This window comes from Mesorhizobium sp. M0960, from assembly GCF_040319055.1.
Taxonomy (GTDB): domain Bacteria; phylum Pseudomonadota; class Alphaproteobacteria; order Rhizobiales; family Rhizobiaceae; genus Mesorhizobium.
Map to the genome: position 1 here is coordinate 1 of NZ_JAMYNN010000030.1, position 13023 is coordinate 13023.

At 62.5% G+C, this 13023-nt stretch carries 10 protein-coding genes and 3 pseudogenes; 5 read left to right on the forward strand and 8 right to left on the reverse strand.

Annotated elements, in window-relative coordinates:
* Nucleotides 1–130: 130 nt before the first annotated feature.
* Nucleotides 131–286 (reverse strand): hypothetical protein, encoded by a 156-nt coding sequence (locus NKH63_RS29715; RefSeq protein WP_352493109.1) that lies wholly within the window; start codon nucleotides 284–286, stop codon nucleotides 131–133.
* 319 nt (nucleotides 287–605) lie between these two features.
* On the opposite strand from NKH63_RS29715, the gene NKH63_RS29720 reads away from it, so the two are divergent.
* The 3 genes from NKH63_RS29720 (at nucleotide 606) to NKH63_RS29730 (ending at nucleotide 3051) form a co-directional block, all read left to right on the forward strand.
* Nucleotides 606–1790 carry a glycosyltransferase family 9 protein gene (locus NKH63_RS29720; RefSeq protein WP_352493108.1) on the forward strand — a complete coding sequence of 395 codons (1185 nt, stop codon included), beginning with the start codon at nucleotides 606–608 and terminating at the stop codon, nucleotides 1788–1790.
* Nucleotides 1791–2256: 466 nt separating this feature from the next.
* Nucleotides 2257–2541 carry a type II toxin-antitoxin system TacA family antitoxin gene (locus NKH63_RS29725; RefSeq protein ID WP_352453587.1) on the forward strand — a complete coding sequence of 95 codons (285 nt, stop codon included), beginning with the start codon at nucleotides 2257–2259 and terminating at the stop codon, nucleotides 2539–2541.
* Complete coding sequence (locus tag NKH63_RS29730; RefSeq protein WP_352920085.1) at nucleotides 2542–3051, forward strand: GNAT family N-acetyltransferase; 510 nt, start codon at nucleotides 2542–2544, stop codon at nucleotides 3049–3051.
* A gap of 213 nt (nucleotides 3052–3264) precedes the next feature.
* Here the strand turns inward: NKH63_RS29730 and NKH63_RS29735 are convergent, their stop codons facing one another.
* Nucleotides 3265–3573 carry a hypothetical protein gene (locus NKH63_RS29735; protein WP_352920089.1) on the reverse strand — a complete coding sequence of 103 codons (309 nt, stop codon included), beginning with the start codon at nucleotides 3571–3573 and terminating at the stop codon, nucleotides 3265–3267.
* A 56-nt stretch (nucleotides 3574–3629) separates the two neighbouring features.
* Nucleotides 3630–4482, reverse strand: a pseudogene (locus tag NKH63_RS29740) (class I tRNA ligase family protein); the annotation flags it as partial.
* Nucleotides 4483–4997: 515 nt separating this feature from the next.
* Here NKH63_RS29740 and NKH63_RS29745 point away from each other — a divergent pair.
* Together NKH63_RS29745 and NKH63_RS29750 are read left to right on the forward strand one after the other, a co-directional pair.
* Nucleotides 4998–6646: pseudogene (locus tag NKH63_RS29745) on the forward strand (MFS transporter).
* A gap of 905 nt (nucleotides 6647–7551) precedes the next feature.
* Nucleotides 7552–7681, forward strand: a pseudogene (locus NKH63_RS29750) (phage integrase N-terminal SAM-like domain-containing protein); the annotation flags it as partial.
* Between the two features lie 858 nt (nucleotides 7682–8539).
* On the opposite strand, the gene rlxS reads toward NKH63_RS29750, so the two are convergent.
* The 5 genes from rlxS to NKH63_RS29775 form a co-directional block, all read right to left on the reverse strand.
* Nucleotides 8540–10510, reverse strand: coding sequence for a relaxase/mobilization nuclease RlxS (rlxS, locus tag NKH63_RS29755; protein WP_352920092.1), 1971 nt, complete (start codon nucleotides 10508–10510; stop codon nucleotides 8540–8542).
* A 209-nt stretch (nucleotides 10511–10719) separates the two neighbouring features.
* Nucleotides 10720–11406: a lytic transglycosylase domain-containing protein gene (locus NKH63_RS29760; RefSeq protein WP_352920095.1), complete on the reverse strand. Its 687-nt coding sequence runs from the start codon at nucleotides 11404–11406 to the stop codon at nucleotides 10720–10722.
* Nucleotides 11394–11942 (reverse strand): signal peptidase I, encoded by a 549-nt coding sequence (gene lepB, locus NKH63_RS29765; protein ID WP_352502721.1) that lies wholly within the window; start codon nucleotides 11940–11942, stop codon nucleotides 11394–11396. Before lepB ends, NKH63_RS29760 begins: the two co-directional genes overlap by 13 nt.
* A complete protein-coding gene (locus NKH63_RS29770) occupies nucleotides 11939–12208 on the reverse strand; it encodes a helix-turn-helix transcriptional regulator (protein ID WP_352453595.1) in 270 nt (89 codons plus the stop codon). Before NKH63_RS29770 ends, lepB begins: the two co-directional genes overlap by 4 nt.
* Nucleotides 12209–12358: 150 nt before the next feature.
* On the reverse strand, nucleotides 12359–12682 hold the full coding sequence (locus NKH63_RS29775; protein ID WP_023672372.1) for a DUF736 domain-containing protein: 324 nt from the start codon (nucleotides 12680–12682) through the stop codon (nucleotides 12359–12361).
* Nucleotides 12683–13023: the final 341 nt, after the last annotated feature.

Genomic DNA, 13023 nt, shown 5'->3' on the forward strand with positions numbered 1-13023 from the left:
ATCATTAGCCGCCCTCTGTTATGTTGTCGCCCCGCTCTCCTCGCCGGTCTTATATTGGGTTGCATCGCGCCCCCGTCCCCCCCCCGCGCGGGCGGGGGCTCGACTTCATCACAGGGTTGATTCGTCCACTTCATGTTGGACGACCCGGACGCGCAGAAAAAAGCGCCTGCGGCGGGTCCTTTGTAACCACCATGATGCGGGACCACAGCGACAGGGCGTGCCGGAGACGGTCAATCCGGCCGGCGATGTCGTCGCCGGCGGCGACGGTCTCATTCAGGATCAGCATCGACCAAAGAGCGAGGCCACTGCCGTTATGCTCGAGATCTGGGGACGGCGGCTTGGCGAACGCCGTCTACTCGGCGTTTCTCGAACTCACTGCATGCAAGACCGTGACGAAGCCCTTCACATTGCGGGTCGGGACATAGCTGGCTTCTTGGCGCGCTACCACCGCTAGAGATGCAGACTTCGCCCGACAGCTCCTGCTGGAGCGCGGCCTGGATCTGATGGCAGAATTCTTGCGGAGACGCGGACAAGTGGGGAGCACTCCAACCCTACACACGCGTCACTGGGCTATCAGTGTTGACCGTATAATCTTCGGAATGGCAATGGCATATTTTACAAAGCACGACGGCAATCAAATTATATACCGCAGCTGGGAAGAGCCGGAACAGTCAAGCGCAAGGATGAGAATTTTGGTCCTCAAGCTTGATCATGTCGGCGACTTTTGGATGTCTCTAGGGCCCCTAAAGGACCTTCGTCAGCGTTTTGCGCATGCCCACATTACGCTGGTGGTGGGAAGCTGGAACATCGCTACTGCAAAACAGTTCGACCTCGCCGACGATCACATTGCTTTTGACTTTTTTCCTCGCAACCCAAAAGTCAAAACGCGCAAAGAAGCCGCCGACATAAGGCCGCTGCTGACCGGCGAGTTTGATCTTGCCATTGATATGCGTGTTCCGGAAGAAACAAGGCCCATCTTGCTTGAAGTCCCCGCCAGGCACCGTGCGGCGATAGTTGATCCGTACAGCATGCATCAGATCGATATTGCGATAGCGCCATTCAATCTGAAACTGCGCAGAACCATTTTCTACAAGCTGGTCCAAAAAATAGGGCTTGCTAACAAAATCCCCCGTAGATGGCTTGATTGGTTCATTGACCGTAAGCAGGTGCGTCTCCAGCATGTGTCAGAAATCCTCCTCTTTCTGGTCGCAAAGGCAGCTGCCTATTTCGAAAGCGGAGCGGGTCACCCACAGAATTCGACTACAGGCAATGCCCCGATTGTCGTGGCTCCGTTCTCCAATTCCAGCCTGCGAGATTGGCCGATTGAAAGTTTTGGCAAAGTTGTCGCTGCTCTTTCGACCCGTGGTGAGGTGGTCCTCGTTGGCCGTGGCGAATGCCTGGAAGCGCTTGAGGAGGTTGCGAAGATAGCTAGGGAACGTGGAGCCGCGAACATTCGGACGGCTGTCGACTTGTCAGAATTGGAATTCAATTGTCTCGTGAATTCGGCCGCGCTCGTCGTTTCGAACAATTCAGGCACCGGCCATGTCGCTGCCCAGCTTGGCCGCCCTACTATCGGCATTTTCACGGCGTCACATCTACCGGAGATTTGGGGGTTTCGAGGTCCCTTGGTCAGCATGCTTATGAGTGTTATTGAATGTCGCGGATGTGGTCTGGACCAAGTGCGGCATTGTCCGGTCAAAGTCCGATGCAAGTTCGACATCACGCCGGATCTCGTGATTGCCGAGGTAAACGCCTTGATGAATCATTGTAAGGGTACGGCACAAGCTTAGTGGCTCGCGGTCACCACAACCGCGATTGCCCGGACCGCAGTGGCGATGTCACATTGGCCGACAGGTGGCATAGAGCGGCGCCTGAGAATGAAAGTGCCGCCGCCCAGCCTTCATAGCCGTTCCTCCTTTGTGGCGTGACGGCCCGAAAGTCGCCATCGCGTCAGATGTTTATCAGGTTCGGGATAGCCGGGGCTCGTCCGGCGACAGTCATGGCAGCGACTTCGCTTCTGGACCCGCTCATCCGGCCGCCAAAAACAAATGCGCTTCCTAAGCCGTAATTGATCCGCCGGAGCTGACCAAAGCCACCTTGCTCTGGGTTGCGGCAATGGCGACTGGGGCGAGAAGCCGAGAAGAACCGATGCGGCGAGAAATCCTGAGACCATCCGCCACGAGACGTCGCCAGGGAACGTAGTATTGCGTTCCGCGTTACACTAACGTATATACGTCCGCAGCACAGGAGCGCGCCATGGCCACCACACCCACCAGGAAGGAAGCACCCGTCTCGATGCGGTTTCGCGACGATGATCTCACCATCATCGACCGCGGCGCGGAGCTGCTCGGCCTGTCGCGCACGGAGTTCATGCGGCGCGCCGCGCTGCACGAGGCGCAGGCGGCCATCCTCAACGAAACCGTCATCCGCGTGTCCCCGGAAGCCTATGACGCCTTCATGCAGGCGATCTCAGCCCCGGCCGCTGCGCCCCCGGCGAAGGCGGCCGAGCGGCTGCGTCGGTCCCCGCCCTGGGACCGCTAGGTGGCGCTTTCAGGCATCGAACTCCTCGACCACGCACACCGCCTCGACAGCTTCGATTGCGGCAAGCCGGCGCTCAATGCTTGGCTGGCCGGCTTCGCGCGAACGAACCAGGCCCGCGGGTTTACCCGCGTCCCGGTCGTTCACGACGAGGGAACAGTCGTCGGGTATTACGGCCTCGCGCCGGGCGTGATCCAGCCAAATAGCGCACCGCGCGCCATCCGCACCGGACGCCCGCCCGATCCGATCCCCTGCCTGCTGATCGGACAACTCGCCGTCGACCACCGCTATGCCGGACAAGGCGTCGGTAGCGGCTTGGTCAAGGACGCGCTGTATCGCTGCGTCGCCGGCGCCGACATCGTCGGCGGCCGCGCGGTGGTGGTGCGGGCGATCGACGCCGAGGCAGAGCGCTACTGGCAGAGCTGGGGCTTCATTCCCGCGCGGGACAATCCGTCGGTGCTCATGCGCTCGATCCAGGACGTGAGCCTCTGGCTGGCCGACAAAGGGCACTAGCTCCGCGCGCGTAGCGCCTCCGGAGCGGCAGGTCTGCGCGCCTGCCTGCCGCCGACCGGGCTCTAGTTGCGGCGTCCCGCCGCTCCCCGAGCCGGCTTCGCCGTCTCGGCGTTCGGGTGACCCCTCACGCAGGGCCAGAGGGAGACGGCGGTCAGAGCGAGGGAGCCCTGGAGAGAAGGGAAAGTCATGATGTCGATGATATTCATAGGGGGTTCACGCGAGATATTTGAGCTGCCGGAACCTGCCATCGCTCGGATCCGCCCAATCGTTGTTGCCGTGCACGGCGTGCTGATTGGCGACGCGTCTGGAGCCGATGCCGAGGCGCAGGGCCTGCTGGCGGGCTACGGCTACAAACATGTCGGGGTCTTCCATGCGGCCAAGGAACCCCGCAATGATCTGGGCGACTGGGCTGTACGCCGCCAAAGACCGGGAGATGGCGCGCGCCGATTTTGGGATGATAGTCTGGGACGGCGCATCACCCGGCACGGCCGTCAACGTGCTTCGGCTCGCCATGGCGAACAAGCCGAGGTCATCTACGATCTGGCCAGGGGCAGCATGGCGACTACGCACCATGTCGTCCCGGCGAGAAAGTCGTCATTGTCCGTGAGGGTGACCGCCGCCTCTACGGTGAGAATATTGATCGCCGGCAACTTATGGCGCCTGCCGACCTCAAATTCGTTGAAGTCGTGCGCCGGCGTGATCTTGACCGCGCCGCTGCCTTTCTCCGGATCAGAATACTCGTCCGCCACCACCGCGATCCTGCGGCCGACGATCGGCAGAGGATGAGGTTCTTGCCGACAAGATGCCGGAAACGCTCGTCGTCGGGATGCACCGCCGACCGCCATATCGCCCAGCATCGTCTCCGGGCGGGTCGTCGCCACGGTGATGAAGGTTTTAGGATTTTCCGGATCCAAAACCTCGCCCTCGACGGGGTAGCGGAAATGCCAGAGGTTGCCGTTGACCTCCTGCTGTTCGACCTCAAGGTCGGACTCGCGATCAAGAGCTTCGGGTCCCAGTTGACAAGCGCTTGTCCTTGTAGATCAGGCCTTTCCTTGTAGAGCGTGACGAACACTTCGAGCACCGCCTTGGATAGGCCCTCGTCCATGGTGAAACGTTCTCGGCTCCAGTCGGCCGAGGCCCCCAGCCGCTTCAACTGGTTGAAGATCGCGCCGCCGGATTCGGCTTTCCACTCCCAGACTTTCTCAATGAACTCGTCGCGCGTCAGGTCACGGCGGTGGATCTGCTTCTCCATAAGCTGGCGCTCGACCACCATCTGCGTGGCGATGCCGGCGTGATCCATGCCGGGCTGCCACAGCACGTTCTTGCCGCGCATGCGCTCGAAGCGCACCAGAATGTCCTGCAGCGTGTTGTTGAGCGCATGGCCATGTGCAGCGAGCCGGTGACGTTCGGTGGCGGGATGACGATGGTCAAGGCTTCCGCGCCCTCCTCGGCGCCTGCGCCGACACGAAACGTCTTTTGAAGCGTATTATGTTTTTTTGTGCATAGACCAACGAGTTGAACGGCGGCCCCATAAATCGCCGATGTGATAGGTCGGGCGAAGGCGTCCACCAGCTCGTACTTGTCAAGACGATGCCACCCTTGATCTTGCACCCGCCTCCGATACCAGCGATGCGCTGCGTCGTACGCTCATGCCTGTCAGGATGGGATGGGCGCTGCTAGCACCGTGGCAGTTTGACAACCCGGCCATCGGGGCGGTAGCACCGTCCAAGGCCAAGAGTCGCAGGGCAGACCGCACCCCATCGGGCTGCGCGACCCAGACCAGCTGACGCCCAACTGGCACACTCATCGCGCATCAGCACCGTGGATGCGACATCTACTTTGTTGCGAGCGCGATATCGGAACTTGGTTGTGACGCAGCTGTGCGTAAGCGCACCGCTGTCAGCAAGTGAGTGAGCGAAAGAACTACGTGGTGGAGGTGAGAAGTCATGCGGCGTCAAGATTCCCCGCCCTTTGCGGCAAACACACTGATCCCTCTTCAGAATCCGGTCTTTCGTTCGATCTGGACAGCCACGCAGATATCCAGCCTTGGCTGGCTGGTGCAGAGCGTGGCTATAAGCTGGCTTATGGCAACGATTTCAGCCTCCGATCTGATGGTTGCGCTCGTGCAGGCTGCATCGACACTGCCCGCCTTCTTCTTGTCGATCCTTGCTGGAGCGATTGCAGACAGCTTCAGCCGCCGCGGCGTGATGCTTGCCGGACATTGCCTGATCGCACTGGCATCCACGGCGCTGGCTCTCTCTGTTGGACTGGGCTTTGTCAGTCCATGGCTGATCTTGGGACTGAGTTTCTTGGCGGGATGCGGCTTTGCCTTGAATGATCCAGCCTGGCACGCCTCGGTCGGCGACATCCTGGAAAAGCGCGACATACCCGCTGCAGTGACGCTGATGTCGGTGGGGTACAACGTGGTTCGGAGTATAGGACCGGCGCTGGGCGGTGTAATTTTGGCTTTGCTGGGCCCCCTTACGGCTTTCGCCTTCGCTGCGCTGACCGACCTGGTCCCGTTGAGCGCTGTGCTGCGCTCCAAGTGGCAAGTTCGCTCTTCGCCTCTTCCGCGCGAGCGGATGACGACGGCCATTCATGATGGCATGCGCTTCACGGCAATCTCCTCGGAGATCAGAGTGGCGATCGTGCGCGCAACCCTGTTCGGGCTGTCAAGCATCTCGATCCTTGCTCTGCTCCCCCTCGTGGTTCGCGACCAACTGGCGGGGGGGCCAATTGTTTACGGCGTCCTGTTAGCCGGCTTCGGCACAGGCGCCTTCATCGCGGGCATTGGCAATAGCTACTTGCGACGCATCACGTCCCAAAATCGATTGATCACGCTCGCATCCGTTGCTTGCGCAACGTGTTGCCTTTTACTGGCTCTCACATCATCGGTGGCTGTAGCAGCGATCGCGCTTGCAATCGCTGGCGCAGGCTGGGTTGTCACCTGGACCGGAACCGACGTGTGTGTGCAGTTGGCAAGCCCAAGGTGGGTCGTTGGTCGCACCCTGTCGATCTATTACGCCCTGACCTACGGCGGCATGGCAGCGGGCAGCTGGATCTGGGGTGCTGTCGCGCAGTACTATTCCCTGACGTGGGCTTTGGAAGGTGCTGCAGCGGCGCTGTTGCTGGTTGCAGCTGTGGGAAAGCTATTGCCGGTACGGCTATGGGAGGAATCGGATCAAGGGGGGCCTTCGACTTCAGGCCACCAGAACTGGCCCTCGATTTGAAGCCCAGGAGCGGCCCGATCGTGATCAAGGTGGAGTACTCGATACCCGAGGAGAATATCGAGGAATTTCTGAGCTGCATGCGCGAAAGGCGGCGCGTTCAGAGCCGTGCCGGTGCGCGGGACTGGACCCTCCAGCGCGATCTTCAGAACTCGACTCTTTGGACCGAGACATTCCGCACGCCGACATGGACGGACTATCTTCGTCTAAACCATCGGCTAACGGTGACTGACAGGGAGGTAGGCGAGCGCCTTGCCGCTCTGCAGGTCGGTGATTCTCCTCCTCGTCTCTCACTTTCGATCGAGCGGTCGACAAGCCCCGCCCCCGGCAGCCAAGTCCAGCCCGTGCCCTTTGTATCGCGCCCGTAAGGAAACCAGTAACTTTTCTGGGTTCGGACACGGGAATGGCCGAGACCTACTCCTTCTTTCGTCGGGTCTGCCCGGATTGCCATACGTTGCAGCCGGTTAGGCGAGCATGAGGATTTGTGTGGCACGTATGTCCACCACGGGCCCATGTCCAGCCCCACCGCTGCCATCAGATCGGCTTGGGCACGGGTTCAGGTCGCCTGTCCCCCGGCATCGTGGCGAGCAGCGCGAGCAAGGGGGCGGAGGGGTCTCCCCGGTCTGCACGGAGCGAAGCGGGCAGACGGAGGAATCCGCCAGCGGCGACTTGCAGGGAGAGGGCCGCGCGCCTCTTTCCCTCCCTCACAAAACGTGCCGCCAAGCACGTTCACGTCGGCGCAGCCGTGCCGCAGAGCCGGCCGCAACAAAGAAGGCCCGCAAGGCGGAAGCATCGAAATGTCCGCCAGCGGGACCAATTCAGTTCGGTGCTGGAGAAAGCGGTTCAACAGGGCGGCCATGGGAGCGCCAGCATAGCGCCGCTGTCAGGCGCGATGCGGACCGACAGCCCCGGCGAAGGGCGCTGATTCATCGACCGAAATTGGATCGGGTCATAATCCATGAATTTTTCACGATGCTTCAGCACGCGCGTGGATTTGTGCATTTAACTGCAGCGTCCAGGTGGTCCGGTGGAAGCGCACCCAGGGCATCTTGGAACTTATTTGATGCAGCCATCCAGGACTGCTGCATTGCCACAGCAATGGTCACAACCTGCTAGGGTCCGGACCCATAAAGGGATTGAACGAAGCCGCTGACGCGTCATTTGGTGCGTGGGTTTGCGGATGACGCTTCTGTTTTGAAGGATTGCGGCTGTTGAAGCGCAATCTTGAGAACAGGAGTTTGAGACGGCCGAGTTGAGCCCTCTTCGCCGACGCATGATCGAGGACATGACGATCCGCAATCTGTCGCCGGCCACCCAGCGATCCTACGTGCACGCGGTGGCCAAGTTTTCGCGATATTTCGACCGCCTCGCCGGACCGGCGCGGCCTGGAGGACGTTCGCGCCCGGCCTCGACTCCAGATGCCGCAATGACCGTCGCGGCCCGGCGCGATTGATCGGGTCTCATGCCCAAAGCTGCCTCGGTGCCCAGTAGCGGCACCGCATTGCCCCTCCCAGGCGCTGCGCCAGTAAAGCGTCGGCGAGCCAGCATCCGACGGTGCGTTCGAAGCGATCTCATTCGGCGGCCATGATCGCGCCGGTCACCATGCCGCAGCGGAAAGCTGCCGAGCTCGTCTGGTCAGGTCGCTGACCGCCTCGTCGTCGCGGGCGACGATCGAAATCTTCCCCACCGCAGCGAGGTTTCTCCCGTTAGAAGATCCTCAGCGGGATGGGCTGCCAGTTCACGCCCGGTCAACAGCATCGGGCCCGCGGTGTCGACCTTGTCTCCCGGTCGTGTGAGCAGAAGAACATCGCGAAGTGCGGCTTCATCCTCGACGCCGCGAGCCTGCTTCGCCGTACCACGGCCGCCGAAAGCCCTAGGCGCTGTCACCAGGCGCCAGCCCACCTCTCTAGCTGGCGGACCATCTCATCGAGCGCGCCGATGGCCGCACCGTCAGTGATTGCAATGTCCTCAATGCGCCGCAACTGTTTGGGTCGGGGGCAGCCCTGCGCAACCAGCCGGCACCGCCGTCGTCGGCGCGGCTTCCGTGGCACCGGGAAGAGTGCCGTGGTGGCGCAGGAGGGTTTTGGCTCAGAACCATGGAATACGATGAATGATTGGGGCGCTTTTTGTAGAGCGAACGATAAGTCTTGCACGACCAGCCATTTATCCCTCGCGAGATCAATGCCGCGGGCAATTAGCAGGCGAACTCCGTCCGGACTGAGTACCCGTTTCAACGCGGGCAAAGAAGTTGTGTAGCCATGTCACGAAATGCTTGGTCCGCTTCTCTGCCGGCCGATGGTCCATGAAATCCCCTCTGCACGCACGACGCCGGAAACCTCCTTGCCGATATGATGCTCAAGCACCGGCCGCCATGGCACCAGCGTGAACTCGCGCGATTTCTCGATGACAGCGTATTTTCCGCCGGCGAGCTCGACGGAGCGGCGGAGCGTGCCTTCTATTCGATCTCCACTCTGGGCTTCAGAATAGGGCAGACCGAGTTCGTTCGACAACTGGCCGGCCACGCGGTTCAACTCGCGTTGGCGCAGCATCGAAAGCATGTTGGCGCGATAGACGATCCGGTCCTGCTCTTCCCGAGCAAGACCTTGCGCAATCAGCCACTGCCGTCGGCGGCCTTGCGCCTCTCGGACATCGCGGCCGAAACCAGAGCTGTGCAAGGCCTGCGGTATGTCGGAAACCAGCTCTCGATCGAGCCAGGTGGCGCCGTCGAAGCTGACTTGTTGTTCCAGCGGCGTCGATGAGAGCTTGTCAACCGTGACAGGCTCGGCCCCGGCCCGCTGACGCTCGTAGTCAGACACACGGTCGAGATGATCCGGTGCGACGATCCAGGTGCCGTCCGGCTCGCGCTCGACACGACCGGTCGCCCGGCGGATCGCCTCCAGTCGCCGCACGTGCGTTTCGGCAAAGCGTTCGGTGGCCGACGGGTCATGCTTGAGATGGATATCGATGCTGTAGCGCCCGTCATGGGCCGTGGCGATCTCGGCAATTGTGCGGTCGACTTGCCTTGGCCCGGTGTCCCTCGGCGTGACCCGCACTATGCAGCCCTCTGGCGTCGGTTGGGTGGCCTCGCCTTTGCCGATATCAACATAGTGGCTTTTGCCGTCCACGGCGTCGACGACGAGGTAATGGCGGTCAGTGATTTCGTCGGCCAGGCCGCGCGCAATGATGCGGCCGACGACAGGCTGCATCTGCTCTGCAGATCGATCATGGACAACATAGTCGGCGGCACTGCGGGCGAGCCCCTTGCCGGTCAGTTCGCGGTGCATGGTCTTGATGATGTCGCCCCGCTCGCCGATGCGGCGCAGCGTCGCTTCAAGCTCGCCATCAAGGCGCCAGCGGCCCGAGCCGACTTCCTCAGCCAGACCCATCCGCTCGAGCTTGCGCAGGCGGCCCTGGTGCAGCGTCTGGCGAAACGTGTCTCGGCTGGCCGGTGAGACATGCCCCTCATGGTCGCGCATGCGGAGCAGCTGCCGATCGATGCTGGTGAAGCGTTCCCGCTCCATTTCCTGGCGCAGGCGTTGCTCGATCTCGCGGTCCGTTCTCGGGCCAAGGTCGAGGCTGACCAGCTCGGCCGCCCGTTCACGGATTCCAGACGAGATGTAGTCCCGCGCGATGACGAGGTTTTCGTCGCGGTCGTCCTTGCCGCGGACGATAATATGGGTATGCGGATGACCAGTGTTGAAATGATCGACGGCCACCCAGTCGAGCCTAGTGCCGAGGTCTTCTTCCATCTGCGCCATGAGGCGCCGCGTGAGCGGCTTCAAGTCATCATACTCGATGCCGTCTTCAGGGGCGACGATGAAGCGGAACTGATGCCGGTCGCCATCGGCACGATCGATGAAGGCCTTGCCATCAACGCGGTCGCTGTCGGCGCTATAGAGCTCGCCAGGCTCGCCTTCGCGGGTGACGCCGTCGCGCTGGAGGTAGCGAAGGTGTGCACGTGCCCCGTCAACACCCTTGCCGGCCAGCTTGACGATACGCGCCTTGACGACGGCGCGCCGCTGCCGAAACGCCGCGTGGGGGTCGCGCGCTCTGAGAACGGCGGCAGCAGCCCCGCCGCGCCCCGCCCGGCTTCCGATGAAGCGGCCACGGCGACCGCTGCCGCCGCCGGCTCGGTTGATCGCGGCGCGGATCTGGCCGGCGAAACGCTTGCCTGCCTTCGAGCCGCGCGATCCGATTTTGCCCAGGCTCGGCTTGAACTCTTCATCCTGCATTGAGCCTCCTAGTAATCTTAAGCAATATCAGAGGTTTGTCGGCAGCAGCTCTCCTGACGCTGAAGGCAGCCTCCGTGGAAAACGATGTGCAGACAAAGACTTCGCCGCCTCCAGGAGGCGATGCCTTTATCTTGCCTTCCGCGGACCTGCCTCCCTGCCTCCCTGCGTCCCTGCCTCCCTGCCCCGCCCGACCCACGGTACCCCTGCCCTCACCTGCGATCCGGCCGGCCTGACCTTGCTCGCTCCGATCCGAGCGGCACCACGATTTGGCCATTCGGATCGGTCGCGGAAACACCGTTTCGCAGGAAAAACAGCGACTGCCCGGACGGGATTTCCGGCGCTTTTCCGGAACGGGATTTGCCGGTGAACGCGTCCATGTCGGCGGCCGCGATCCCCGCCGCCTTGAGCTCTTCCAGATACGAAACCGTCTCGCTGGGCAGCGGTCGCCCACGCTGCAAATGCTGTTCGTAGCGGTCCGGCCCAGCGTTATAGGCGGCAAACAGGCCGGGAAAGCCGAAGCGGTCATACATGGCGCGCAGATAGGCAGTGCCTGCCAGAATGTTGTCGCGAGGGTCGTGCGGATCGGCTCCCAGGCCAAGCTCTGCGCGCATCTCCTTGTAGGTGCCGGGCATCACCTGCATGAGGCCAATGGCGCCGGCGTGTGAGGCGATCGGCCGCCCGTCCAGCATTGTCTGCCCCCGGCTTTCGGCATCCATGACGGCATAAATCCAGGGCTGTGGAATGCTGAAACGCCGGCTTGCTTCGGCTACCAAGGGCTGCCATCGTTGGAGCTGCGGACCACGGGAGATGGCGGCCGGCTGAGCGTCGGTCGCGGCGGAACAGGCGCATGGCGCTATCGCGACCATGCCCAGCATCAGGAGGGTTACTCGGTCCATAGCGGCACGAGCCTCCCGGCAATATTTTCGGCCGGCACCGGCCCGAAATAGCGGCTGTCGAAGGAGCGGTTTCTATCGTTGCCGAGCAGGAAAAACTCGTCGGCGGCGAGCTTGCGGCAGGCATTCCACCAAGGCAGCGGACGGTGCTGCGTGTCGGTTGCCAGCCGGCGCGCGACAATCTCGCCGCCGATGATGATGGCGTCGCCGAAGGCGCAGACATGCTCGCCAGGCAGCGCGGCAAGGCGCTTGACCAGCGGCACATTGCTGGGCAGATAGAAGCGTTCGGCGGCGAGATCGGCGACCGGTTTTGGCGGGCGGACGAGCACCAGATCGCCACGAGCCGGTGATCCGGACGCGACGCGATAGAGGCCGACCGGCGCACTGGCCGAGGCGTTCCACACCAGCCAGGGCGATGGGTTGTCGAAAGCGGCGAAGCCGATCAGGCCGAGGCCTATTGTGGCCACGGCGATCGTCTTGCGCGCCCGAATGCGCCGCAGATGGCTGCCGATCAGACGGATAGTGGGACGCCGGCTCATGAGCGGCCTCCCTCACCGGCCGAGCCGGAATTGTGCCCGCCATCCTCGGGCCTGGTCTCCTGCGCGCGTCCCTTCGACCAGTCGTCGAGCTCGTCGATGTGATAGCGGACATAGCGGCCGTGCTTGCGAAATTGCGGGCCACCGCCCTTGAGCCGCATCTTCTCCAGCGTGCGCTGGGATAGCCCGATATAGAAGGCGGCCTGCGCGGTGTTGAGAAACGGACTGCCCTTCTTGGCGCGGGCCGCGCGTTCGTTTTCGTCGTCCATGATGATCCTCGTTTCGTTACGGACAAGCGAAGGCGAGGATCGGCGAGCGAGATCGTTTTGGGGACGGGCGAAGAGTGGGGGGCGAGTTTTCGCCGCCCCCTCCCGAAAGAGCCCCGCGCCGGTTGCGGCGCGAGGCTCGAAGCAGGCGGTTCAGTCGACGGGGTTCCAGATGATGGCGTATGTGTCGTCGTCATCCTGGCCGGCGGCGCGGCCGAGATTGGCGTAGAGCTTGCGCGGGCCGAACTCCGGGGCGGCAATCGACAGGCTCACATAGTCCTTGCCGGAGGTCTCGCCGGTGCGGATCCAGCCGGCCCCTACTTCGACCCCTTGCGTCAGCACCCGGAAGTCGGGATGGGTGTCGGCGCTCTTTGCCTGATTGGGCACGATGTCGATGTCGGCGCGCACGCTGAGCGTCTTGAGCTGGCCCTTGTAGCCGCCGTTTTCCTGTTTGGTGACGTATCCGATCGCGGTCATTTTTAGTCTCCTTTTGGTGCTCGCCGGGGACCATTCCCCTGCGATGGCGGACCGTGATGGGCGCGTCCGGACCGCCGGAACCGGGACGGCCGCAGCGATAGCGGAGGACCCGAGCGGACAGCTTTTTTGAAGCGAAGCGGCGCGAGGAAGCCGCCGCAGGCGGCGGGGAAAAAAGCTGCTGGCGAGGGTTTCGGGCGGGCCGGATCCGCCCATAGGTCGTCAAGCCAGCCGCAGGGGAATGGTTCCTGAGACACATGGAGACAGGTGGCGCGATCCGATGACACAAACGAGCAGGCGGCATTACAGGGCGCTGGCTGCGGGGGCTCTGTCGCCAACCGGAT

What these genes read in the sequence shown, in the direction of transcription:
- NKH63_RS29770 (WP_352453595.1), bottom strand. Translation starts at nt 12,208, where the DNA reads ATGGACGACGAAAACGAACGCGCGGCCCGCGCCAAGAAGGGCAGTCCG.
- NKH63_RS29725 (WP_352453587.1), top strand. Translation starts at nt 2,257, where the DNA reads ATGGCCACCACACCCACCAGGAAGGAAGCACCCGTCTCGATGCGGTTT.
- rlxS (WP_352920092.1), bottom strand. Translation starts at nt 10,510, where the DNA reads ATGCAGGATGAAGAGTTCAAGCCGAGCCTGGGCAAAATCGGATCGCGC.
- NKH63_RS29760 (WP_352920095.1), bottom strand. Translation starts at nt 11,406, where the DNA reads ATGGACCGAGTAACCCTCCTGATGCTGGGCATGGTCGCGATAGCGCCA.
- NKH63_RS29715 (WP_352493109.1), bottom strand. Translation starts at nt 286, where the DNA reads ATGCTGATCCTGAATGAGACCGTCGCCGCCGGCGACGACATCGCCGGC.
- NKH63_RS29720 (WP_352493108.1), top strand. Translation starts at nt 606, where the DNA reads ATGGCATATTTTACAAAGCACGACGGCAATCAAATTATATACCGCAGC.
- NKH63_RS29775 (WP_023672372.1), bottom strand. Translation starts at nt 12,682, where the DNA reads ATGACCGCGATCGGATACGTCACCAAACAGGAAAACGGCGGCTACAAG.
- lepB (WP_352502721.1), bottom strand. Translation starts at nt 11,942, where the DNA reads ATGAGCCGGCGTCCCACTATCCGTCTGATCGGCAGCCATCTGCGGCGC.